Here is a 24,902-nt window from a genome sequence, read left to right as displayed (position 1 = left end):
TTGCCGGTTCCGGCTCCGACGACGTCGATGCACTTTCCGCTGGCGCCGGAGGCGAGGGTGTAGACGCCGCCGTTGACCGGCGCGACCGCGGCCTCCGCCGACGGCATCGTGACGAGCATGATCCCGGCGGCCACGCCGAGGACAGCGGTGACCAGCGCCAGCACAGGCCGGCGGCGCCAGGCGGATGGGCGTCCGCCGGGCGATCGTGAGGTGTTCATGGATGGGTCCTCCTGGGACGATCCGTGGAGCGGTGTCGATCAGGAGACGGGCCCGGACGGCAACCCATAACAGTTTTTGTCGCAACTCCCGAGAAAATAGTCACTGGTAGATGTCTTGACAGCGCCACCTGCCGCGCGCCACGATGTCGCCCGTGCTTGCGGACACCACGCAGGTCGTCGCCGCCCGCGACGGAGACCGGCAGGCCCTCGCCGAGTTGCTCACCGGCCATCTGCCGCTGGTCTACAACATCGTCGGCCGGGCCCTCGACGGCCATCCCGACGTCGACGACGTCGTGCAGGAGACGATGCTGCGCGCCGTTCAGGGCATGCCCGGACTGCGCGAGCCGGAGAGCTTCCGGTCGTGGCTCGTCGCGATCGCCGTGCGCCAGATCCGCGAACGGGAACGGACCCGGCGTGCGCCCTACCGGCTCGACGTCTGGCAGGAGGCCGACGACCAGCCCGATCCCGAGGCCGACTTCGTCGACGACGCGATCACCCGCGCCCGGCTCGCCGGGCAGCGCAACGCCGTCCGCGAGGCCACCCGCTGGCTCGACGGGGAGGACCGCCGCATCCTGGCCCTGTGGTGGCAGGAACTGCTCGGCGGGCTCAGCCGGGCCGAGGTCGCGGCCACCCTCGGCATCACCGTCGCGCATACCGGCGTACGGATTCAGCGCATGCGTGCCCACCTCGACCGGGCCCGGCTGATCCTGGCCGCCTGGCGGGCCACGCCACGCTGCGCCGGGCTCCAGTCCGCCGCCCGGGGCTGGGACGGCAAGGCGGACTCTCGGTGGGTGAAACGCCTGCACCGGCACGTCCGCGACTGTCCACAGTGCGTCATCGCGGGCCGGCTCGCCCCGGACGACGTCGCGCTCGCGCAGATCGGCCTGCTGCCGGTCGCCGGTGGGCTCGCCGCCGTGGTCGCCCAGGCGTCGAGCGGCCACCTCGCGCCGGTCTCGACCGGGCTGCTCGCCAAACTCTGGGACCTGCTCACCGCGAAGCCCGCCGCCACGATCACCGCCGGTGCGACCGCGGCGGCGGCCATCGCGGCCACCGTCGTCCTGCTCCCGCCGCCGACCCCCCAAGATCCACCCACGGCTGATCCGCCCGTGGTCGGTTCCGGCCCGACGGTCTCGGCCGCTCCGTCGTCACCCGCGCCTTCTCCCACGAGTACGCCCAGCGCCGCGACCGGTCAGATCTACCTCGCGCCGGGCGGCGACGACGGCGGCGACGGAACCCAGGCACACCCGTACGCCACCCTGGCCAAAGCGGTCTCGGTCGTCCGGCCGGGTCAGACCATCGTCGTCCGGGGCGGCACCTACCGCCCGACCGAGTCCGTCGAGATCACGACGAACGGCACCGCGCAGAAGCGCATCACCCTGACCAACGCCGCCGGAGAGCGTCCCGTCTTCGACGCGACCGCCGTCCCGCACACCGACTGGTTCGTGACCCAGCGGGCCGCGTACTGGACCGTCCGGGGGCTGGAGATCCGCAACGCGCCGACCCACGCGTACGTGTGCGTCGCCTGCCGTTCGACCGTCTTCAGCGGACTGTCCTTCCACGACAACAAGGGCACCGGCCTGATGCTGCGCGACAACGGCACGACCGGCAACCAGGTGCTCGACAGCGACTTCTACCGCAACCACGACGCCGGCGGGGCGGCCGACGGGCTCGCCTTCAAATACGGCTCGGGCACCGGCAACACCGTACGCGGCTGCCGCTTCTGGTCGAACGTCGACGACGGCTTCGACCTGCACGAGTTCTCCTCACCGGTGACCGTCGACCGCAGCTGGGCGTACGCCAACGGCCAAGACCTGTGGCACGACGCGTCGCAGGCCGTGATCGGCTCCGGCAACGGCTTCCGGCTCGGCGGCGGCGATCCCGCCCCGGCCGTCGCCCACGTCGTCACCAACAGTGCGGCCTGGGACAACGTCGGCTACGGCTTCACCGAGAGCGCCAACCGGGGCGCCCTGCGGTTGAGCAACAACACGGCGTACCGCAACGCCAAGGACGGGTTCGCGTTCTTCTATTCCTCGGCGCAGTTCTCGCACAACCTCGCGCTGGCCAACAACCGGGACGCCGTGCTGGCCGACTCCGCCGTCGAGAACGGCAACTCCTGGAACCAGTCCGGCTGGACGACGAGCACGCTGCGCCAGAGCGATCCGCGTACGGCGCAAGGGCCACGCCGCTCCGACGGTCGACTGCCCGCGACCGATTTCCTCACCAACACCCGGGATCCGGCGATCGGCGCCCCGATGAGGACCTCATGACCGGACTCCGCGTGGCCGCCTGCCAGACGCCCGAGATCCTCGGCGACGTCGACGCCGCACTGACCTGCGTCGAAGACTTCGCCCGCCGGGCCGGCGACGCCGACCTGCTGCTGTTCCCGGAGTGCTTCCTGCAGGGCTACCTCGTCGAAGCCGACCACCTGACCCGGTACGCCCTCGACCTGCGCTCCGCCGAGTTCGCAGCCGTGTGCCGCCGCCTCGCGCCGATCCGGCCCACCGTGGTCCTCGGCGTCATCGAACGTCGCGAAGACCGGTTGCTCAACTCGGCTGTCGTCCTCGACCGAGGCGAACTGTCCGGCTGCTACCGCAAGACGCATCTCGTGCCCGGCGAGGCGCTCTTCGATCCCGGCGACGCCTACCCGGTCTTCGACCGCAACGGCGTACGCTTCGGGATCAACATCTGCTACGACGCCCAGTTCCCCGCAGCCGCCGCCGCGGTCGCCGCCCAAGACGCGGACGTGCTGCTGCTGCCGACGCAGAACATGATGCGTCGCGAGAACGCCGAGCGGTGGAAACCCCGGCACAACGAGATCCGCCGTCAGCGCGTACGCGAAACCGGGATGTGGCTCGTCTCCGCCGATGTGACGGGGGAGCGCGGCTCAGAACGCGTCGGTTTGGGCCCGACCTGCGCGATCAACCCGGCAGGGGAAGTCGTCGCCCAAGTGCCCCCGATGACGGTAGGTCACATCGTCGTTGAGATCTCGCGCCGATACCAGGTGCCCGGCTGACCGCCGACGTTCGCCGGATCGGCTGGGCCGACAGCGACGAATCCGGCCTTGACCAGCACCTTCTGCGACGCGATATTCCGCAGCGACACGGCTGCCCGCACGGTGTGCAGCCCGTACCGGTCCACCGCGAGCGCGCAGACCTCCCGAACGGCCGCCGTCGCCACGCCCCGGCCCGTGACGTGCTGCGCGACCCGGTAGCCGAGGTCGGCGGCACCGTCCTCGAAGTCCACCAGATTGACCCGGCCCACGACCGAACCGTCGTCATCGACGAGCACGTGAAAAGCGCAGACGCCCGCCTTCTGCTCGGCCAGCAAGGCGTCGAACCGGGCGTCGAACTCGGCGAAGTAGTCGTCGCCCCGGTCCGTGATCGAGGTCGCGAAGTAGGCGCGATTCGCCACCTCGAAGGCCAGTACCGCCGGGGCGTGACCGGGGTCCAGCTGCTGCAGTTCGGGCATCGCCCGACCGTACCCGGGCCGTGCGCCGAGATCACGCGGGTTTCCCGCGCGGGATGCATGAAATGGCCGTTTCGTAACGTACGTACGGCTCGTTACCAAGGCGATGAACGCCACAGTGGAGACGAAGACGCAGAAAGCCCGCCTGCTCACGATCTTCGTCGCACTCATGTTGTGCGTACTGCTCGCCGCCCTGGATCAGACGATCGTGGCGACCGCGCTGCCCACCATCGTCGGCGACCTCGACGGGCTCGACCACATCTCGTGGGTGGTCACGGCGTACCTGCTGACCTCGACGGTCACCCTGCCGCTGTACGGCCGCATCGGCGACATCTACGGTCGCAAACCGGTCGTGATCTTCGCGATCGCCGTGTTCCTCATCGGATCAGCCCTGTGCGGCTGGTCGCAGACGATGACGCAGCTCATCGCCTACCGGGCGGTGCAGGGCGTCGGCGCGGGCGGGTTGATGGTGCTCGCCCAGGCCATTCTCGCCGACCTCGTGCCGCCTCGGGATCGCGGCCGCTACATGGGCTTCATCGGCGCGGCCTTCGGCGTCGCGTCGGTCGCCGGGCCGCTGCTCGGCGGCTACCTCACCGATCACGCCAGCTGGCGGTGGGTGTTCTACATCAACCTGCCGCTCGGGGCGATCGCCCTCGCGATGATCGCCGTCGTGCTCAAGCTGCCCGCGCCCACCTCCCGGTCGCGAGTGGACTATCTCGGCGCCGCGCTGCTCTCGGCCGCGGTGACCGGTCTGGTCCTCGTCACCTCCTGGGGCGGCAGCGAGTACGCCTGGAGCAGCGCACAGATCCGCTGGCTGATCGCAGCGACCGTCGGATTCACGGTGTTGTGGCTGGTCAGCGCCCGATTCTCGGCGCAGCCCATCCTGCCGCTGCGGCTGTTCCGGGATCGGACCTTCGCCCTCGCCTCCGTCGCCAGCATCGCCGTCGGCGTGGCGATGTTCGGGTCGATCAGTTACCTGCCGATCTTCATGCAGGTCGTCACCGGGGCGAACGCCACGAACTCGGGGCTGCTGATGCTGCCGCTGGTCGCCGGCATCCTCGTGACCGCCATCGCATCCGGCCAGCTGATCAGCCGGACCGGGCGGTACAAGGCGTACCCGATCGCGGGCGCCGTGCTCACCGGGCTCGGGCTGTGGCTGCTGTCCACCCTGGACGAACACAGCACCCGGGCGCTGATCAGCGCGTACATGGTCGTCATCGGGCTCGGCATCGGCCTGATCATGCAGGTGCTGGTGCTCGTCGTGCAGAACTCGGCCGACCGCGCCGACCTCGGCGTGGCCACCTCCGCCGTCACCTTCGTCCGCCAGGTCGGCGGCGCACTCGGCGTGGCCGTCTGCGGATCGCTGTTCACGACGCGGCTGTACGACGCGATCGCCCGCGAGCTGCCCGGAGTCTCCGTCACCGGCGGCGTCGGCTCGCTGACCCCCGCCCGGCTGGCCGAACTGCCCGACGCCGTACGCGCCGGGGTCGCCCGCGCGTTCGCTGACGCGCTGCCCCCGATCTTCCTCGCCCTGGTGCCGCTGCTGATCGTGGCGCTGATCTGCGTCAGCGTGCTGCCCGCCGTGTCTCTGCGTACGCACGACGCCCACACCCCGGTCGTCGAGGCCGCCCACGCCTTGACCGGACTGGTCCGCACAGCCACGGGTACGCCGCTGGCCCAGGTGCGGCTGAGTCTGCTGGCCGCCGGCGGGGAGCTGCTCGCCACCGCCGTCAGCGACGCGAACGGGACGTTCACCGTCGGCGCGCCGCGCCCGGGGAGTTACGTGCTGGTCGCCGCGGCCGGCGGATACCGCCCCGACGCGTCCCGAGTGCAGGTCGCTGCCGCGGCGTATCACGAGATCGTCTTGACGGGAGCGGCGACGCTGGCCGTGGCCACGCGCGTGCCGGGTGCCGCCGCGAACCTCACCGACGACGCGGGGCGGCAGGTCGCGACGGCGCGGGCGGACAGCGCGGGCCGGATCGTGCTGGAGCGGCTCGAAGGCGGAACGTACACGCTGACCGTGACGGCCGACGGGCATCTGCCCGCCGCCCTGACGATCAGCTTGGCTCCGGGCGACACAGTGGAGCGTGAGCTGGCGCTGCGCCGTGCGGCGACCGTCGCCGGGACCGTACGCGCGCCTGACGGCAAGCCGCTGAAGGACGCCCTGGTCGTCGTGCTGGACGCGGCCGGAACCGTGCGCGGCAGTACGCATACGGACGGTACCGGCGGCTTCGCCGTCGACGACCTGACCGACGGCGCCTACACGGTGGTGGCCAGCGGCTACGGACCGGCCGCCATCGGAGTACGCGTCGACGGGCCGGGCCGGATCGATACCCAGATCACGTTGCGCCCGGAAGCCGGCCGGCACGCCGATCAGCCGCACGCGGGCTGGCACGCCGTCGCCCCAAGCCAGCCCATCACCGTGTCGTCATGACCCGCTGCCTGCCCGACTCGCTCGGCGCTACCCGCTCGGCGCGCTACTCGCTCGGCGCGCTCGCGTTTTCGGCGCTGGATCAGGGTTCCGGGTCGAATCATGACGCATGATTCGACTTAGGTCCCTGATCCAGCGCTTATCTGGCTAGGGGATGGTGAAGCCGTCGGCGTACACGCCGGGGCGGACGGGTCGCTCGGCGACGACGCACGCCTGTTCGCCGGGCCAGAACCAGCCCGCCGAGCGGGCGAGGTCACCCCAGACGTCGAGCTGGGCGTCGAGCGCCGGGCCGAAGTCGGCCAGGCCGAGTTGCCGCCACACGTCGTAGTACGCGATCCAGTGCGACTCCTGCTGGCCGAACCAGCAGACCGGGCTCGGCTCGCCGAGCGACTGTTTCGCGGGGGCGGCGTACGCCCGGATCAGCTGGAGGAACAGCTCGTCGCGGACATGCTTGCGCAGGATCTCGACGAACGGCACGCCGAAGTCGATCGCGCGGTCGACCGGGTGATCCGGCCACGGCTCGCCCTTCTTGCGTTTGGGCGGCTTCGGGTCGAACGCCGGAGTGTCGATCCGATCGTCCATCCGCCAGCGCAGCCGGGCCACCACGGTCGCCAGGTCGCTGGCCAGTGGGGGATCGGCGTCGGGCGGGGGAGCCGTGATCCAGGCGTACAGGCCGGCCAGGGTCGGCAGCTCACGGACGAGCGGCTGGGCTTCCCGAGGCGATCGGACCCAGACGAACTCCGGCCGGGAGCGGCCCATCGACGCGTACACCTTGGTGAGCGCGTGTTCGGCGGAGGATCGATCGGCCGGGCCGCAGGCGAGGCCGACGTGCAGCCATTCGTCGCGGATGTCAGCGGCCAGCTTCCAGGAGGCGGCACGAAGGTGCCGCGGCGCGGTCATACCGCGAGGGCGCGCACGCCCTTTCGCATGAGGCGAATCATAGGTTCGATCATCGCACGCCGTGGCAAGCGTGTTTCGCCCGCGTGCCCTGTCGTGCGCGGATCCGATCTTGGCGTTAGCGTCACGGGGTCAAAGTGAACCCCCGATGAAGGGAACGTGACGTGACTTCACGATCCTGGCGCTCACCGCGCCGCGTCCTCACCACGTCGCTGGTGGCGGCCGCTCTGGTCGCCGTGGGCGGGCTGGCCTCCGCGGCGACCCCGCAGCCGGCCATCAAGACCATCACCCCGAAGTACGCCGAGCAGGTCACCAACATCGACGTCCTGCGCCAGCAGCTTCGCAACTACTACGGCGACCCGCTCGGCAGTGGCATCGCCGCTGACGACGGCAACTACGCCGAGGAGGCCCGCAAGGTCGCGTCGGCCGGCCGGCGGTGGCTGGACGTCATGCGGCACAAGCCGGGCGGCCCGAAGGCGATCGTCCTCGACGTCGACGACACGACGTTGCTGACCTGGAACTACGAGGTGTTCAGCAACTGGGCGTACAACCCCACGACCAATGGGCAGTTCGTCACCGAGCAGCGGTTCCCGGCCGTCTTCGGCATGGTCGACCTCGTCCGGTACGCCCAGGAGCAGGGTTACGCGGTCTTCTTCCTGACCGGGCGGCCGCTGGCTCAGGAGGCGGCCACGCTGGGCAACCTGACCTCGGACGGAGTCGGCGTCGACGCGGGCTACCCCGCCCCGACGACGCTGGTCAACGGCGAGGACGGGCTGTTCACGAAGCCGCCGGTCGCCCAGTACCCGGACTATCTGCAGGCGGCCTGCGCGGGCGACACCAACGGCTCCTGCACCACGGTGCACTACAAGTCGGCGACCAGGGCGCACATCGAGTCGCTGGGCTACGACATCGTCGCGAACTTCGGCGACCAGTTCAGCGACCTGGAGGGCGGGTACGCCGACCGCACCTTCAAGCTGCCGAACCCGAACTACTTCCTGCCGTGAGCTGACTCGCGGCGTACGCGGGCGGGCCGGGAGTCTCCGGTCCGCCCGTTCGTCGTTCGTAGACATCGATGCATGGAAATCATGTCGCGGGGTGCGACACGGTCCGCGTCGTGCGGCTGTCGAGAACTCCGCGACAGCGATAACGGCTCCGTAACGCTCGCCTCGCTTGCGGGCTGCCCGGCAAGGCCCGCGTAGCCGCAGGCAGATGGCTTGGCGATCGCCGATGCGGCGGCGACCAGAGGCCGATTCGACGCTGTTGACAGCGATGTTCGTCACTGCCGAAGATGTGGCGCATCGTCGTGGGTGCAAGTTGCATCGGCGGCGCCGACAACCGAAGACCGTCGGCACGGGGGCCGCGCGATGTCAGGTGATCCCCGCGCCGATGGGCCGATTCGGGTGCTGTGCACCCGGTCCTGGGGAGGATTCGGCCTTGCGAAACCAGAGCCGTCGCTGGCTGTTGGCCGGCGCACTGAGTGTCGTCATGATCATGGGTTCGGGTGTGCCGGCGTTCGCCACACCGTCGAGTGCCCAGCAGACCGCCGATGATCCCGGCGGGTTCTGGGATCCGGTACGCCGCCTGTTCGGGGCGACCTCCGCGCCACGGCCCAAGGAGCCGCCGAAGTCGGTCGACCTCAGGCTGGACGGGGTGCCGCACGACGACCCGGCGACGAAGGGCACGGCGTGGGCGCCGGCCAAGCGGGTCAAGGAACTGACCGCCCGGCGTACGCAGAACGGGCGGTTCTATCAGCTGTCGGACGGCCGGATGCAGGCCGAGGTGTCGCAGACCCCGCTCAACTACCGCGACGGCCGTACCTGGAAGCCGATCGACCTCACGGTTCGGCCCGGCTCGGGCGGATGGGCGTACCAGAATGTCGCGAATGCCTTCACCTCGCGCTTCGGTGACCGCAGCGACAAGCTGGTGCGGTTCGAGTCCGGCGGCCGGCACATCGAGCTGGGTCTGGCGGGACTGCCCGCCGACCTGACGCCGAAGGTCGCCGGCCCGACCGTCACGTACCCGGGCGCGGCGTCCGGCGCGGACGTCGTGTACGAGGTGACCTCGACGACGCTGCAGGAGGACTTCGTCCTGGCGAAGGCGCCGGCGGAGCCGTTCGCGGTGACGCTGTCGATCAAGACCGGCGGGCTGATCGCACGCCAGGCGGCCGACGGGTCGATCGAGTTCACCGGGCCGGACGGCGGCCGGGTGCTGTTCGTGATGCCCGCGCCGTACATGTTCGACTCGAAGGACGACGCGAAGTCCGATGTCGGCAAGACGATGTCGCGCAAGGTGGCGCAGATCCTGACCCAGCACGGCTCGACGGCCGAGATCACGATCGTGCCGGACGCGGCCTGGCTCGCCGACGCGTCCCGGAAGTATCCGGTGACGATCGACCCCACGATCAAGATCCAGCCGGTGCCGACGGACGGGCAGGACGTCGAGATCTACTCGGGAGCCCAGAACACGAACTACAACGACACCTACCAGCTGCGGGTCGGCACCGAGTCGGCCAACACGTGGCGGTCGCTGGTGCGGTTCCCGCTCACGGGCATCCCCGCCGGTACGCCGATCGACGACGCGCAGTTGCAGCTCTACTACTCGCAGACGCACTGGAGCTACTCGTACGACGTGGCCCTGGAAGCGCGGCGGGTGACCAGCTCCTGGGACGAGTCGACGGCGACGTGGGGGAGTACCAATACCGCGATGGCGGCCCAGCCCGCGGGGAACGTGATCGTGGTCGACGACGGCGACGCCGGAACCTCGTTCTCCGGCACGTGGCCGTACTCGGCGAACGCGCTGACAGCCAAGGCGATCGGCGCAGACTACCGGTACAACAACGACGCGACGGCCGGCAACACGCACACGTGGACGCCGACGATCACCGACGCCGGGGACTATCAGGTCGAGGTGCACTTCACGTCCGAGTCCGACCGGTCGACCGCGACCCCCTACACGGTGTACTACAACGGCGGGTCGAAGGCGTACACGGTGGACCAGACCGGCGCGGCCGACGGCGTGTGGAAGACGCTCGGCGTACACCCGTTCGCGGCGGGGACCACCGGCCGGGTCGTGCTCGGCGACGTGGCGAACAAGTCGGTGATCGCCGACGCCGTGCGCTTCACCAAGTGGGGCACCACCACGAAGAAGGCCGGCGTCTCCAGCGTGTGGAACAGCTTCCCGGTCCGCAACGTCGTGCAGGACTGGGTCAACGGCACGCAGCCCAACTACGGCTTCATGGTCAAGGCCGTCGACGAGGGCGACAAGGGCCGCGGCGGGCCGATCTACGAGGCGTCGGAGTACGCGTACGACAACAACCGGCGCGATTACAACCTGCCGAAGCTGGTCGTCACGTTCGGGCGGCCGGGCGTCTCGGTGGACGTGCCGACGACCATCACCGCGACCGGGGCTGCGCTGACCTGGCCGGCGTACGCCGACCCGACCGGGTCCGGTTCGACCGCGGACGACATCGTCGAGTACCAGGTCCACCGCAGCGTCTACCAGACCTTCGTGCCGTCGGCGGCGACCCTGGTCGCCCCGGTGTCGTCGGGGCTGCGGACCTACCAGGACACCACGGCGTCCCCGACCCCGACCGACGAGAACGATCCCCTCAAGCGGCACTTCTACTACTACATGATCGCGGTGAAGACCGCCGACGGGCAGGTGATCGCCGGGCCGACCCAGGGCGTGCTGCTGCCCAAAGCGGGCCGCATCACCAAGGTCTTCCGGGAGACGACGGCCAACCAGGTGCCCGACACGACGCTGTCGGCGGCGCAGCCCACGGCCAACGTCAACGTCTACGGCGGTGACCCGTACGTGTCACCGGGCAACAACTCCAGCGCGTACGGGGACACCCGGGGCCTGGTGAAATTCACCAACCTGGCGGGCGTACCGGGCAACGCGAACGTCGTCGACGCGCAGCTGGAGATGTGGAACACCGGCCTCTACCCGGGCGACGTGACCGACGGCAAGGCCGACGTGCACCGGCTCACCCGGGCCTTCGACGAGACCACCGCCACCTGGAACAGCGCCGCGTCCGGGACCGCCTGGACGACTCCGGGCGGTGACTACGACCCGACGGCCGAGTCCTACTTCGACGGTTTCACCAACGACCCCGAGTGGGAGTCGTGGACGGTCACCAACACCGTCAAGAGCTGGCTGACCACTCCGGCGTCGAACTACGGGTTCCTGCTCAAGATGCGCGACGAGGCGGTGTCGACCCAGCGCGCGATGCTGCTGTCCAGCGAAGGCGCCGAGCCGATGCTGCGCCCGACGCTGCGCGTCACCTACCTGGAACCCACCGCCGAGTCCACCTACTACGCGCCCGGCACCGCCGGGCTGATGGCGCCGGCCAGCACCTACCCGGTGACCGTCTCGGTCTCCAACCCCACCACCACGGCCTGGCCCGCGGCGAACTGGGAGCTGTCCTACCACTGGACGCTGCCTGACGGCACCGACGTCACGACCAGCGGCAACCAGGTCGCGACCGCGTTGCCGCGCGACATCACCGCCGGGTCGACGGCCGACGTGACCGCCACGGTCAAGACGCCCGCGTCGTCCGACGCGAACAAGCGGACCGACTACGTGCTCAAGTGGGAGCTGCACAACAAGACGACCGGTCAGTGGCTGTCCGCCTCCGCCGGCATCGCGGCGCTCGACCAGAAGGTCGCCGTCGAGGAACCCACGTCGGACCAGCTCGGCCTGGAGGGCTTCTACAGCTACGACGGGGTCGACACCGGCGCCGGGTCGGCGCTGATGAACAACCTGCACGCGGGCAACACCGTGTGGACCTACGACGCCCTGAGCAACCCGTCCCGGGGCATCTCGACGGTGCTGCGACTCGCGTACAACTCGCAGGACACCACCGACACGGTGACCGGGTACGGCTGGTCGCTGCAGGCCTCGTCGCCGCTGCGCCTGGGGTCGTCCCTGGACTTCCACCCGAATCCGAACCCGACGACCGTCAAACTCACCGACGGCGACGGAACCACGCACACCTTCAGCTGGAACGCGACGGCCAACGAGTGGACCTCGCCGAAGGGCGTGCACCTGTTCCTGCAGCAGCTCGTCACGTGCAAGGCGCAGACCGAAGCGGACCGCGCCTGGACGATGACCCGGCCCGACCGCACGGTCTTCTTCTACGACTGCGACGGGTACCTGTCGTCGATCGAGGACAAGAACGGCAACCTCATGACCTTCACCTATGAGGTTCGCCGCTCGCAGAACAAGCCGACCAAGTTCCTCAAGTACATCACCGACGCCACCGGACGCCAGGTGCTGACCTTGACCTACTGGGCCAAGGGCGACACGTACGACTACGTCGACGACACCACCTGGGCCAAGGTCACCGGGCAGAGCAACCTGACCAACCCGAAGATCATCGACCACGTCCGGTCCATCGTGGACATCGCCGGCCGTACGCTGACCTTCACCTACACCGACAAGGGCCTGCTCGGCGAGCTGATCGACGGTGCAGGATGGACCCAGCCGAAGGTGTTCGGGTTCCAGTACGACATGACGCAAGGCAACAAGAACGTCAAGCTCGTGAAGGTCGTCGATCCGCGCGGCCACGGCACCGCGCTTCGGTACTACGACCTGCCCGACGACGACCCGAAGTTCCACTGGGCGACCAAGGACTACACCGACCGGCTGGGCAACCCGATCGCGTTCGCCTACAGCGACCCCGACGGGCAGACGGGCGACAACATCACCACCGTGGTGGTCGACGCCGAGAACCACCCGGCCACCTTCCTCACCGACGGGTACGGCCGGACGTTCCAGACCACCAACGCCAAGAACCAGACGACCAAGCTCGGCTGGGACGGCGACCACAACGTGATCCGCCTCGAAGAGGCCGACGGTTCGGTGTCGACCTCGGCGTACGACCCGAAGACGGGATATCCGACCGAGTCGAAGACCGCCGAGCAGGTCAAGAACGGCTGGCCCGGCGCCACGTACGCGTACCAATCGGGGCTGACCGGGCACTGGGCCGACCTGATCGCCAAGCAGTCCTCCGAGGGCCGCCGCTGGACGTTCGGCTACGACCTGGAAGGCAACCTCACCAGCGCCACCGATCCGGCCGGTACCAGCACCCCGGCCGACGGCGACTTCACGACCGCCTACGAGTACGACACCTTCGGCCAGCTGACGAAGATCACCGACGCCAACGGCCACAGCACGTCCTTCGGCTCCTACGACCCCACGGGGTTGCCGAAGACGAGCACCGACGCGCTGACCCGGACGAGCACCAAGGCGTACGACGTGCGCGGAAACGTCGTGTCAGTGACCGACGCCAAGGGCAAGACCAGCACGTTCGGCTTCGACCTGATGAACCGTCCGCTGACCGCGCGGGTGCCTAAGAACGCGGCGACCGGTGACTTCCTCGTCAAACCGGCCCCGGTGTACGACGCCAACGACAACATCCTCGAATCCACCGCGGCCAACGGCGCTCTGACGACCGCCACCTACGACGCCGGCGACCGGACCACCGCCACGTTCGGGCCGAAGGACACCACCGGCGGACCGGACCGCAAGACCAGCTACGGCTACGACAAGGTCGGCAACGTCCTGACGGTGACCGAGCCGAACGGCAACCTCACCACCGACGCCAACGATTTCGTGACCCGCTACGCGTACGACGAGATCTACCAGAACACCACCATCACCGACGCCCGCAACGGCGTCATCAGCTACACCTTCGACAGCGTCGGCAACACCACGAAGGTGGTCGACCAGCTGAAGAACGCCACGGCGGACCCGGACGACTTCACCACGAAGGTCACCTACGACAGCGACGGCCAGGTGCGTACCTCGACCGACGCGGCCGGCTTCACCTCGAGCGTCGGCTACGACCACGACGGGCTGATGGTCACGACCACCGACGAGGAGAACAACCAGACCTTCCTGACGTACGACGCGCGTGGGCTGCTCGCCGAGGCCAAGGAACCGTACGACACGGTCGGCGGCGTCGTCGCGTACCACCTCACCCGGTACGAGTACGACCAGGTGGGCAACCGCACCAAGGTGGTCAGCCCGCGCGGCGTCGCCACCACCGACGATCCGGACGACTTCGCACAGGTCGCGGTATACGACGAACTCAACCGGATCAAGGAGCAGGTCCTCCCGTACGACAAGGACGACGCGTACTACACCGTCGGCGAGAAGATCCAGTACACCTACGACGAGGTCGGCAACCTGACCAAGGTCTCCCAGCCGACGTCGGGCAAGGTTCCGGGAGCGGCGGGCGCCCGGGTCGACTCCACCTACAGCTACCTGGACAACGGCTGGATCGCGTCGACCACCGACCCGTTCGGCATCTCGACGACGTTCGACTACAACCCGCTGGGTCAGCAGACCCGCCGAACCGTCACCGGGGCGGACGGCGGCCTCACCCACACGATGACGATGTCGTACTACCCCGACGGGAAACTGCAGAACCGGGCCGACGAAGGCGTACCGGTCGGCAGTGACGTGTCGCTGTGGGACAACACCGACGAGCACTACGTCACCACGGTGGGCGACTGGACGACGACCAGCCAGGGCACCGGATACGTCGGCACCGACTATGCCACGCACGCGCCCGGCACCGGGGCGAACAAGTTCACCTGGGTGCCGCCGAACCGCCACGCGAACGACGACTACGAGGTGTTCGTGCGGTACCCGGCGGTGGCCGGCGCGGCGACCGACGCCAAGTACACGTTGTTCGGTCAGACCAAGACCGTCGACCAGACCCAGCACGCCGGCGAGTGGGTCAGCCTCGGCACCTATCCCATGGTGATCCTGACCAACACCGACATGGTCACGCTGTCGGACAACGCCAACGGCGTCGTCGTGGCCGACGCCATCAAGTTCGTCCGCGACACCACCGGGGTGGTCGACAACGAGCGGCAGTCGTACACCTACACGTACGACGCCAACGGCAACCTCACGACGCTGAGCGACGGAAGCACCGGCTCTCAGATCGATCGCTACACGATGACCTACACGGGTCTCAACCAGTTGGCCGCGATGAACGAGGTCGACGCCGGCGCGGTGCAGCACACCTCCACCTACGACTACGACGCCAACGGTAACGTGACCAAGCGGACCTTCGACGCGCTCATCGACGAGTTCGCGTACGACGCCCGGGACCTCGTCACAAGCGCGAAGAACCTTGCCCAGGCCGGCGATCCGAACCCACGGATAAGCGCGTACACCTACACGCCCCGCGGCCAGCTGGCACACCAGACCAAGCCTCTCGGCGGGAACGTCGACTACACGTACTTCGCCGACGGGCGGCTGCGCCACCTCGCCGAGAACACTGGCACGCCCGGTCGCCTGATCGCCGAACACACGCTCAAGTACGACCTCAACGGCAATCCGTCCGAGGACGTCGCGCGGCTGATGAACGCCGACGACACCAGCGCGTACCTCGACCGGACCTTGACCTATCAGTACGACCCGCGTGATCGGGTCACCCAGGTCACCAAGGGCACGGACCGGACCGAGAAGTACGTCTACGACGCGAACAGCAACATCCTCACCGAGGAGTTCGCGGAGCCCGGCGGGAAGAAGAGCACCACCGCCAACTTCTACGACCGCAACCGGTTGACCAAGACCATCGGCGGGTCGCCGAACGACGACGGCACCACCACCACGACCTCGTCCTTCTACTACTACGACCCGTTCGGCCGGACCGAGCAGATCCGGTCCACGTCGATCGTCAGCGGCGGCGATCCCGGCGAGCCGTCGAACAGCTTCAGCGGGTACACCTACGACGGCTTCGACCGCAAGATCCGGAACGAGGTCTCCTACTTCCGGTATCAGTCCATCACCGACTACGCGTACGACACGCTGAACCGCACGACCTCCACGAGCCGGAAGATCTACGGCGCGAGCGACACCGGCGCGCAGTTGGAGGGCCAGGCCGACACCACCATCCGGTACATGGGCGCCAGCGACCTGGTGCTGTCGGAACAACGGACCGCCGGTGTCGCCACGAGCACCACGAGCACCACCGCCTATCGGTACGGCGCCGGCAGCGAGCGGATCTCGCAGACCGTCACCGCGAACGACGGCGGACCCACGGGCGAGTTCAACTACGTGCACAACGCCCGCGGTGACGTCGAAGCGATCACCGACACCAGCGGCAACACCCGGGCCACCTACGGGTACACCGCGTACGGCCAGGACGACGCCCCGATGTTCACCGGGGTCGACAAGCCCGACTCCGCCGACCTGCTCCGCGTCAAGCGGCCGGTGAACCTCTACCGGTTCAACGCCCAACGGTGGGATCAGGCCAGCGGCACCTACGACATGGGATTCCGCGACTACTCGCCGACCGCGTCGCGATTCCTCACGCCCGACTTCTACACCGGCGCCCTGGCCGACTTCCAGCTCGGCATGGGTGCGGGCACCGCCAACCGGTACCTGTTCGCCTCCGGCAACCCCGTCGGCAACTTCGAGGTCGACGGCCACTTCTCGATCCCGAACTGGCTCAAGCAGGTCGGCGGGTTCTTCAAGGGACTCGGCGAGCAGGCCTGGGCGACCGTCACCGGACTGTGGGACTTCGGCGCCGCGGTGGTCGGCTGTTTCCCCTGCGGCGAGCAGATCAGCGAGCTGTGGAACTACGCCGGCGACAACCCGGGCGAGTTCTGGGGTGGCGTCTGGCACAGCATCTGGGATCCGATCGCCGACGACTGGAACCGGGGCAACTACGGCGAAGCCATCGGACGTGCGGTGTTCTCCGTCGCCGAACTCGTCTTCGGCGGCAAGGGCATCGCGAAGATCAAGAACGTCATTCGGGCGCGTCAGGCAGCCAAGGCCGCCGAAGCGGCGGTGATGGCCAAGCGGGCCGCACGGATCGCGCAACTGCGGATCAACAAGATCGTGGGCGATGCGGCCGAGAAGGCGCTGGGCATCCCGGCCCGGGGCAAGAAGGCGGTCCGATCGCTCTCGGGTGAGGCGGCCCGCCGGTTCCCGGACTACAACGCCAAACGGCGAACCGTGGTCGAGGTCAAGGCCGAGGACACCGTCGACTTCACTGGTCAGACCCTCGACTTGATACTGTACGGCGAGTCGGTCGGCAAGATCCCGGTGTACATCGTGCGCCAGGACGCGATCATCACGACGGCCATGCGCACGGCTCAGCAGCTGCGGCTCATAAGGATCTACAAATGGCTACCGCCCTTGCACATGTGATGCGCCAGATGACGGAAGATCTCGCGGCCGCCGGGGTGCAGGTCAAGCACCCCGGCGACCTCACCACCCTGGAGGATCTGCCCAAAGCCGCCGTCCCGGTCCTCATCCGCTGGATCGACGAGCTCGGGACGGCGGACCTGCCCGATCGGGACCGGTGGTACCTGTGGGACGCCGTCGCCCGGGCGTTGACCGTCCGGGCGGCCCGGCCCGACGCCGGACCCGCCCTGGTACGCCTCTTCCGCGACCCGCGGCTGCCGGAGGGGTACAAGTGGACGGTCGGCAACGCGCTGGACCAGGCCGCCGACGCCGCCCTGCTCGACGAGATGCTCGAGCTGGCCACCGATCGAGGCTATCGGGGCGCCCGGCAGATGGTCGTGCAGGCGCTGGGCCGGATCGGTCAGGGCGCGCGCCGGGAAGAGGTCATCGACGCGCTGATCGGCGAACTGGACGACGACGACGTAGTGGCCTTCGCCATCACCGCCCTGACGAAGCTCAAGGCCACCCGGGCGGTGGAGCAGATCGGCCGGCACGTGGACAGTCCCATTCCGATCGCGAAGAAGGCGGCCCGGATCGCGGTCGCCAAGCTCGGCCGGTAGCGAGTCCTACAGGTAGAGGTGCAACCCTTCCTTCATCTGGTCGGGCGTATACGTCAGGGTGCCGCGCTGACCGAGCGTGATCCCGTAGAACTTCTCCATCTTCGGCACGTGCTCCACCGTGAACGGGAAGACGCAGTCGGGCCCCTTGGTGACGCCGTCGCCGAGGGTGCCGACCGCGACGATCGTGCCTTCGGGGTCACTGACCACGATCTGGGTGCCCTGCGCGATGTCGCCGTACATCTCGTTGCCCGAGCAGGCCGCGCCGTCCTTCGTGCCGCTGCCGGACAAGGTCAGGTCGCCGTTGACGGTGAAGTCGTCGTGGCGCAGCTTCCACACGACCGCTCCCGCGGTGGCCGTCCCGGCACAGCACAGGAAGAGCGCGGCGGCGACGCCGATCGCCACCCAGATCGGCCACGTACGCCGCCCAGACGGAGGCGAGGTGACCGGTTCGACCGGGTCTTCGCCCAGCTCAGCTGGGGTGAGCGGGTTCTCGCTCATCCTCCCACCGTAGCGGGCACGGGTTGATGTGCGCGGATACTCGGCAAACCCGGTTCCGCGTACCATGCGCGTATGCCGGAGATCGTGCAGCTGCTCGCCTCACCGGTCCATCGATTCGAGGGACGGCCTCAGGACGGGCCGGCTCCCGCTCCAGTGGGCGAACTGGTCGCCGAGGTACGCCTGCGCGCCGGTCTCGGCATCGTCGGTGATCGCTATTTCGGGCATCGGGCGCACCTCGACGCCGCGGTGACCGTGATCGCGCAGGACTCGCTGCCGCCCGGCGCCGACCTGACCCACGTACGCCGTAACGTGCTGCTGGCCGGGGTGGCCGTCGACGACCTGGTGGGCTCCATCCTGGTGCTGGACAGCGGCGACGGCCCGGTACGCCTCCGGGTGAACCGCCCGGCCAACCCGTGTGCCTGGATGGACGTGACGATCGGGCCGGGCGCCCGGGATCAGTTGCGGGGGAGAGGCGGCATCCGGTGTACGCCGCTGACCGACGGTGTCCTGCGGGTCGGCCCGGTCCTCGTCGAGATCATCCCGTCTGAGGAGGAGATCATTCCACCGGAGGACTGACGCCGACTCAGGGGCGCAGCGTGTCGACCCGGGCCACCGCCGCGTCGATCTGCGCCATCGTCAGGTCGCCGCGCTTGACCCGGTTCACCGCCACATCGAGGATCTCGGTGACGATCCGCGGGTTGTAGACCTGCTGATTGGCGTACACGAGGAGGTCGACGCCGGCCTGGACGGCCAGGGTGAACGCCTCGTCCGTGCCGTACTTGGCGGTGATGCCCTTGGCCTGCATGTCGTCGCTGACGACCGGCCCGGTCCAGCCGAGGTCGCCGCGCAGGAGATCGTTGACCGCCTTGCGGGACAACGACATCGGCTTGTCCGGGTCGAGCTGCCGGTTGAGCAGATGGGCCACGAGCACCGAGTCGGCGGTGCCGGCGGCGATGAGCCGCTGGAACGGGACCAGGTCGCTGCGTTTCCACGTGCCGGTGACGTCGACGACGTCGAAGTCGGTGTTGCCGGTCGCGCTGCCGAACCCGGGGAAGTGCTTGATCGAGGTCTTGATCTTGCTCGCCCGGTGGACCTTGATCTCCTCGGTGGCGTTGGCGACCACCACGTCGGGGTCGGCGGAGAAACTGCGGCCGAGCTTGGCGATCGCCGGATTGTTCGGGTTCGTGGCCAGGTCGACGACGGGTGCGTAGTTCATCGTCACGCCGACCGACGTCAGGCTGCGTACCATTCCCTGGGCCCAGGCCGTGGTGTGCGCGGCCTGGTTGATCGCGCCGACCTGGGCCTGCGACTGGCTGGCGGGAAAGCCGTTGCCGGGATTGAGGCGGGAGATCCGCCCACCCTCCTGGTCGATCGAGACGATGAGTGGTCCCGGCGCGGCCTCCCGCAGGGTGGTCACGAGCTTCGTGACCTGGTCGGGTGAGGTGATGTTGCGCGGCTGGCCGGTCAGCTGGTCGGTGTCGAACAGGATGACGCCGCCGATGTGCTGCTCCCGGATCGCCTTGACGATCCAGTCGTCGGGGCTGACGCTCTGGCCGCGAAAGCCGACCACCAGCAGGCTGGCGACCTTACGCCGGAGCGCGGCCTCGTCAAGCCCGGTGGCGGTCGGCGTGGGGCTGGCCGGACCGGGTGTGGTGGCCGTGGGGGAGCCCGCGGGCGCGCCGTTCGAGCCGCAGGCGGCGGCGGACAGGCTCAGGCCCGCCGCGGTCAGCAGGTGACGGCGGCTCAGTCCCATCACGCCAAGGTAGCCCAGCCGCGCACCAGGCGTGGCTCGTTCGCGCGGGCTTGGTCGCCTTGCCGTCGAGTCACAGCTTCTCGCCTTCGCCGGCGTCGCGCTCGGCCAGGCCTTCCTCCACGGGTACGCCGTTTCCGGCTGATCGCCGGGTGGCCGCGACGGTACGCGAGCCGCCACCGGCCGTTCAGCCCTTCCCGGCGTACGGTTCCCGCGCCCGCCGAAGGATCTGGCCGTCCAGATCTGCGCCTTCACCGATCCCACCATCTTCAATCTTCGCGACGGCCTGGCGGTCGCCGACACCGAGCAGTTCGCGCCGGGCATGGGCATGGCAGACTCGGACCGCGGCAGCGGCCGCCTCAACCTCGTCGACGTCCGCAACAACTACTTCGTGGACACCCGCATCCAGCCGTACTCGGCCGACCTCGGGCAGATCTACATCTCCACCATCGCCGCGCGGCGGGAAGCGCCAGGTGCGACCGGGGACGTGTATCTGACGGTGTTCGTCGACCAAGATCGGGACAAGGTCGTCGACTTCGGCGAGTACGAGTATCTCGTGCTCGACTATCCGGCCTGAGCGCCTTGGCGCCGAAAACCGGATGACGGCTCTCCGGGCGGCGTGCCACGATGCGGCCATGCAGCCAGCGCCGACCGTACGCATGATGGGCCCCTTCCCGGGGCCATCGGTCGTGCGCTGACACATCCGACGACAGACCCCGCGGCGGCGGGGTAGCTCGGCGTACGCGGGTCAGGGTGAAAGGACCCGCCATGGGACGCCGTTATGTCACCACCGCCATTCCCTACGTCAACGCCGAACCGCATCTCGGGTACGCCCTCGAACTGGTGCAGGCCGACGTCCTGGCCCGGCACGCGCGCCGAGCCGGGCACGAGGCGCGACTGCTGACCGGCACCGACGACAACGCCCTGAAGAACGTGGTCGCCGCCCGCGCAGCCGGGGTGGACACGCGTACGTTCGTCGATGGCAACGCCGCCAGATTCGCCGCGCTCGCCGAACCGTTGCAGGTCGCGTACGACGATTTCGTGCGGACCAGCGCCGACGCACGGCACATCGACGGCGTAGCCCGGTTGTGGGCGGCGTGCGCCGCCCGGGGCGACTTCTACCGCCGTTCGTACTCCGGCCTCTACTGTGGGGGCTGCGAGCAGTTCTACGCCCAGGTGGACCTGGTGGACGGCGTCTGCCCCGAGCATGGAGTCGCGCCGGAGCCGGTGACCGAGTCGAACTGGTTCTTCCGCCTGTCCCGCTATCAGGACGAGGTGCTCGCGGCCATCGAGTCCGGCCGTGTCCGGGTCGAACCAGCGGCCCGGCGCAACGAGGTGCTCGCCTTCCTGCGTGGCGGCCTGTCCGACATCAGCGTCTCGCGACCGGCGGCCCGCTCCGGCGGCTGGGGCATCCCGGTGCCCGGCGATCCCAGCCAGACCGTCTACGTCTGGTGGGACGCGCTCGGCAACTACGTCACCGCGCTCGGCTACGAATCCGAGCGGTACCGGCGTTGGTGGACGGAGTCCGACGAGCGCATCCATGTCATCGGCAAGGGCATCGTGCGGTTCCACGCCGTCTACTGGCTGGCTCTGCTGCTGTCGGCCGGTCAGCCGCTGCCCACCACCATCCTGGTCCACGACTATCTCACTCTGAACGGGGCGAAGATCAGCAAGAGCGCGGGCGCCACTGTGGACCCGCTGCGGCTGATCGGCCGCTACGGCTCCGACGCCGTGCGGTGGTGGCTGCTGCGCGACGTCGCCCGGCTGGGCGACACCGACTTCACGACCACGCGGCTGATCGACCGGGCCGACCGCGACCTCGCCAACGGCCTGGGAAACCTCGTCCATCGCACCACCACACTGGTACGCAAGCACTTCGGCGCGACGCCACCGGGCGGGGCCGGTGGACCGTTGACCGCAGCGCTCGGCGTACTGCCGGACCAGGTGAGCCGGGCGCTCGGTGTCGGCGACTTCCGGTCGGCCACCGGCACCCTCTGCTCGGCCGTCGAGCAGGCCAACCGGCACATCGACGCGACCCGGCCGTGGCAGCTCGGCGACCGGGACTCCGCGGCCAAGAGCGCCGTGCTGGCCGACCTGCTGTCCGCCTGCCGCCTGATCGCCGCGGAACTCACGCCGTTCCTTCCCGACGGGGCTGCCCGCCTGCTCGCCCAGTGCGCGGGAGAGACGGCGGTACCGGCGTTCCCCCGGATCGGATAGGTTCAGCCCATGCCTCTCGCCGCTACCCCTCTCGAGGCCGTGGACCTCGGGTTCTACACCACCTTCGCGAAGATCGACGACGCCGCGCTGCTGGTGCTGGCGTTCCTCGGAGCGGTCGCGGTGCTCCTCCGCGTCCGCAAGAACGGTCTGCTCTCGACGCTCGCGGCGGTCGCCGGCCTCGCCTTCATCGGCCTGGCCGACCTGTACTGGCTGCTGCAGGACTTCGAAGTGATCACCGGGTCGAACGAGTTCGTCTGGGCGGCCAGCCGGATCGTGTTCGACCTCGGCATCGTGCTGCTGATCGCCGCGCTGGTGCTGCCCCGGGTCGGGGCGACCGGGCCGAAGCCGCCGGCTGTGCCGCCGGTCGGCGCCTGGCCGGGCCAGCCCGTCCCGCCGCAGGCTCAGCCACCGGCCTTCGGGGCGTACGCCCCGCCGCCCGCGCCGACGTCGCCGCCGGCCGGTTGGCCGCAGACCCCGCCGCAGCAGTAGGCCTCAGCGCGACCGCCGCAACAGGATCGCGGCCAGCTCGGCTCCGTGCGGGCCGAGCTGGCTGAACCGGCGGGCCACGGCCAGCTCCTCCTCGTGGGCGTACCCGGTCTCGCCTGCGTCCAGCCGTGCCTGGCGTACCTCGTGCGCGATCAGGATCCGCTGCCGCACCAGGGCGATGATCTCCAGATCGATCCGGTCGAGCCGGCCCTGCAACCCTGGCAGCGCCGGTTCGGCCACCGCCTGCGGCGTCATCGGCGTACCAGCAGATCATCGCGGTGCTCGCCGAGCAGCCCGTCGAGCTGTTGCCCCAGGACGCGTACGCCGTCGGCGGACAAGATGGACTCCGGGTGGAACTGCAGCGACCGGAATCGTGGACCACGCATCGCGAAGACCTCCCCGGTCGCCGGATCGCGGCTGACCGTGACAGGGCCGAGCCGATCGGCGTCGGCGCGGGCGACGAAGGTGTTGTAGAAGCCGGCGACAACGGGCACGCCGAACAGGTCGATCGCGCGCTGGCGGCCCTGGTTGGGCTCGGGCAGCCGGGTCAGCGGCAGGCCGAGGTGCCGGCTGAGGATCTGGTGACCCAGGCATACCGCCAGCAGCGGGCGCTCCTGGGCGACGAGCCGGGCAGCGAGCGTACGCAGGTGGGCGATCTTCGGGTCGCCGTCGTCGCGCGGATCACCCGGCCCGGGACCGAGCACCACGAGATCCCAGTCGTCCAGATCGGACACCGTGACGGCGGAGAACCGGCGGACGTCCACGTCGTGCCCGAGGTGACGCAGCTGGACGGCGAGCATCGCGGTGAAGGTGTCCTCGGCGTCGACGACGAGTGTGCGCCACTGCGGCACCCGCAGCCCGGGCCGGTCCCCGAACCAGAAGCGGGCCAGCCCGGCGTTGCGGCGCCGCAGCTCGGCGTCGAGCTCGGGCGGGGGAGTCCACCGGGCCGTCGGGCGTACCGGATCGGTGATGGACCGCAGGGCGGTGAGGAATCCGGCGGCTTTCGCGTGCGTCTCGGCGACCTCGCCGTCCGGATCGGAGTGCCGGACCAGCGTCGCGCCGACGCTGAACGTCAGGTCGCCGTCCGGTCCGAGGTCGGCGGTGCGGATGACGATCGCCGAGTCGAGCCGCCGGCCCGGTTCGGCCAGGGCCAGCACCCCGCTGTAGTAGCCGCGGCCGGTGGCTTCGCGACGCTGGATGACCCGGCAGGCGTTCTCGACGGGGCTGCCGGTGACCGTGGGGGCGAGCAGCGTCTCGCGCAGGATCTGCGGCAGCGGCAGCGAACTGGACCCGGCGATGTGGTACTCGGTGTGGGCCAGCCGGGCCATCGGCTTGAGCCGGGGCCCGAGCACCGTCCCACCGTCCGGGCAGATCCGGGCCATCATCTTCAGTTCCTCGTCGAGCACCATGTACAGCTCGTCGGTCTCCTTGCGATCGGCGAGGAAGCGGCGCAGCCCGGCCGGGTCGGGCCGCTCGCCGGGATAGCGGTAGGTGCCGCTGATCGGGTTCATCGTGACCTGGTCGCCGTCTATCCGGACGTGGCTCTCCGGGCTCGCGCCGACGAGCGTACGCCCGCCGACACAGACCAGGAACGTCCAGTAGACCCCGTTCTCCTGACGCAGCAGCCGCCGGAACAGGCTCAGCGCCGACTCGGCTGAATGGTCTTTCACTTGAGCCCGGTATGAACGCCGGATGACGAAATTCGAGCCTTCTCCCGAACCGATTTCGGTGGCTATTGTGGACCGCACTGAATCGGCGTACGCGCTGTCCGCGACATCGAATTCGCCATCGGTGACTGTCAGTGGCTGATTCGGCAGGGCGGCCAGCATCTCCGGCAGCGGCACCCGCCGGCGGTAGGTCACCCGCACGGCGATCGCCGGGGCGCCGTCATCGTGGCAGGCGTACCCGCGCTCGGCGATCTGCCGGTAGGGCAGCAGCACCAAGCGTGTCTCATCGTCCCTGGTCAAGGCGTCTTCAACGGTGTCCACGACACCGGGTACGCCGACCAGCAGTTCGACGGCGGACGGATCGGTCTCGGGCCGGTAGAGCAACGCGACGGCGTCGTGGTCGCCGGCCAGGACGGTCTCGCCGAGCGCCGCGAGGAACGCCCGCGCCGACAGCCCGGCGGGCGGATCAGCGGGCAGGTGAGTGAGCATTGGCGATCAGCT

At 69.4% G+C, this 24,902-nt stretch carries 16 protein-coding genes and 1 pseudogene; 10 read left to right on the top strand and 7 right to left on the bottom strand.

Translation table 11 applies throughout. The features are described from left to right. Nucleotides 1-218: pseudogene (locus AB0M47_RS05860) on the bottom strand (hypothetical protein); the annotation flags it as partial. 152 nt (nucleotides 219-370) lie between these two features. On the opposite strand from AB0M47_RS05860, the gene AB0M47_RS05855 reads away from it, so the two are divergent. Together AB0M47_RS05855 and AB0M47_RS05850 are read left to right on the top strand one after the other, a co-directional pair. After that, nucleotides 371-2,485 (top strand): sigma-70 family RNA polymerase sigma factor, encoded by a 2,115-nt coding sequence (locus AB0M47_RS05855; RefSeq protein ID WP_363409028.1) that lies wholly within the window; start codon nucleotides 371-373, stop codon nucleotides 2,483-2,485. Further along, nucleotides 2,482-3,231 carry a carbon-nitrogen hydrolase family protein gene (locus AB0M47_RS05850; protein WP_363409025.1) on the top strand — a complete coding sequence of 250 codons (750 nt, stop codon included), beginning with the start codon at nucleotides 2,482-2,484 and terminating at the stop codon, nucleotides 3,229-3,231. Before AB0M47_RS05855 ends, AB0M47_RS05850 begins: the two co-directional genes overlap by 4 nt. Here AB0M47_RS05850 and AB0M47_RS05845 read toward each other — a convergent pair. Then, nucleotides 3,186-3,686: a GNAT family N-acetyltransferase gene (locus AB0M47_RS05845; protein ID WP_363409022.1), complete on the bottom strand. Its 501-nt coding sequence runs from the start codon at nucleotides 3,684-3,686 to the stop codon at nucleotides 3,186-3,188. The two genes, AB0M47_RS05850 and AB0M47_RS05845, sit on opposite strands and share 46 nt — an antisense overlap. Before the next feature lie 103 nt (nucleotides 3,687-3,789). On the opposite strand from AB0M47_RS05845, the gene AB0M47_RS05840 reads away from it, so the two are divergent. Then, nucleotides 3,790-6,117, top strand: coding sequence for a DHA2 family efflux MFS transporter permease subunit (locus AB0M47_RS05840; RefSeq protein WP_363409019.1), 2,328 nt, complete (start codon nucleotides 3,790-3,792; stop codon nucleotides 6,115-6,117). A 144-nt stretch (nucleotides 6,118-6,261) separates the two neighbouring features. Here the strand turns inward: AB0M47_RS05840 and AB0M47_RS05835 are convergent, their stop codons facing one another. After that, the gene (locus AB0M47_RS05835; protein ID WP_363409017.1) at nucleotides 6,262-7,014 is read right to left on the bottom strand and encodes a hypothetical protein; all 753 of its coding nucleotides are present in this window, start codon (nucleotides 7,012-7,014) and stop codon (nucleotides 6,262-6,264) included. A gap of 161 nt (nucleotides 7,015-7,175) precedes the next feature. Between AB0M47_RS05835 and AB0M47_RS05830 the strand changes: the two genes are divergently transcribed. The 3 genes from AB0M47_RS05830 to AB0M47_RS05820 all read left to right on the top strand — a co-directional run bounded on the left by AB0M47_RS05830 (nucleotide 7,176) and on the right by AB0M47_RS05820 (nucleotide 17,783). Next, on the top strand, nucleotides 7,176-8,015 hold the full coding sequence (locus tag AB0M47_RS05830; RefSeq protein ID WP_363409014.1) for an HAD family acid phosphatase: 840 nt from the start codon (nucleotides 7,176-7,178) through the stop codon (nucleotides 8,013-8,015). Nucleotides 8,016-8,445: 430 nt separating this feature from the next. Next, a complete protein-coding gene (locus AB0M47_RS05825; RefSeq protein WP_363409011.1) occupies nucleotides 8,446-17,187 on the top strand; it encodes a DNRLRE domain-containing protein in 8,742 nt (2,913 codons plus the stop codon). An 8-nt stretch (nucleotides 17,188-17,195) separates the two neighbouring features. Beyond that, nucleotides 17,196-17,783, top strand: coding sequence for a hypothetical protein (locus AB0M47_RS05820; protein WP_363409008.1), 588 nt, complete (start codon nucleotides 17,196-17,198; stop codon nucleotides 17,781-17,783). 6 nt (nucleotides 17,784-17,789) lie between these two features. On the opposite strand, the gene AB0M47_RS05815 is transcribed toward AB0M47_RS05820, so the two are convergent. Further along, nucleotides 17,790-18,281, bottom strand: a complete 492-nt coding sequence (locus AB0M47_RS05815; RefSeq protein WP_363409005.1) for a hypothetical protein — start codon at nucleotides 18,279-18,281, stop codon at nucleotides 17,790-17,792. Nucleotides 18,282-18,353: 72 nt separating this feature from the next. Here AB0M47_RS05815 and AB0M47_RS05810 point away from each other — a divergent pair, with 72 nt between their 5' ends. Next, nucleotides 18,354-18,857, top strand: a complete 504-nt coding sequence (locus AB0M47_RS05810) for a molybdenum cofactor biosysynthesis protein (RefSeq protein ID WP_363409002.1) — start codon at nucleotides 18,354-18,356, stop codon at nucleotides 18,855-18,857. 7 nt (nucleotides 18,858-18,864) lie between these two features. Here the strand turns inward: AB0M47_RS05810 and AB0M47_RS05805 are convergent, their stop codons facing one another. Then, nucleotides 18,865-20,034: a glycoside hydrolase family 3 N-terminal domain-containing protein gene (locus tag AB0M47_RS05805; RefSeq protein WP_363408999.1), complete on the bottom strand. Its 1,170-nt coding sequence runs from the start codon at nucleotides 20,032-20,034 to the stop codon at nucleotides 18,865-18,867. A 325-nt stretch (nucleotides 20,035-20,359) separates the two neighbouring features. On the opposite strand from AB0M47_RS05805, the gene AB0M47_RS05800 reads away from it, so the two are divergent. The 3 genes from AB0M47_RS05800 to AB0M47_RS05790 all read left to right on the top strand — a co-directional run bounded on the left by AB0M47_RS05800 (nucleotide 20,360) and on the right by AB0M47_RS05790 (nucleotide 22,737). Continuing rightward, nucleotides 20,360-20,608, top strand: a complete 249-nt coding sequence (locus AB0M47_RS05800; RefSeq protein ID WP_363408996.1) for a hypothetical protein — start codon at nucleotides 20,360-20,362, stop codon at nucleotides 20,606-20,608. Nucleotides 20,609-20,799: 191 nt separating this feature from the next. After that, entirely contained in the window at nucleotides 20,800-22,248 is a 1,449-nt protein-coding gene (gene metG / locus AB0M47_RS05795; protein WP_363408993.1) for a methionine--tRNA ligase, read from the top strand. A gap of 9 nt (nucleotides 22,249-22,257) precedes the next feature. After that, nucleotides 22,258-22,737, top strand: a complete 480-nt coding sequence (locus tag AB0M47_RS05790; protein WP_363408990.1) for a hypothetical protein — start codon at nucleotides 22,258-22,260, stop codon at nucleotides 22,735-22,737. A gap of 3 nt (nucleotides 22,738-22,740) precedes the next feature. Here AB0M47_RS05790 and AB0M47_RS05785 read toward each other — a convergent pair whose 3' ends face one another. Further along, nucleotides 22,741-22,989 (bottom strand): hypothetical protein, encoded by a 249-nt coding sequence (locus AB0M47_RS05785; RefSeq protein WP_363408988.1) that lies wholly within the window; start codon nucleotides 22,987-22,989, stop codon nucleotides 22,741-22,743. Then, entirely contained in the window at nucleotides 22,986-24,890 is a 1,905-nt protein-coding gene (locus AB0M47_RS05780) for a chorismate-binding protein (RefSeq protein ID WP_363408985.1), read from the bottom strand. Before AB0M47_RS05780 ends, AB0M47_RS05785 begins: the two co-directional genes overlap by 4 nt. Nucleotides 24,891-24,902: the final 12 nt, after the last annotated feature.

Source organism: Hamadaea sp. NPDC051192 (assembly GCF_040682475.1).
Lineage (GTDB): Bacteria > Actinomycetota > Actinomycetes > Mycobacteriales > Micromonosporaceae > Hamadaea > Hamadaea flava.
The sequence above is the reverse complement of the archived record's forward strand: the minus strand, read 5'-3'. Positions and strand labels throughout refer to the sequence as shown.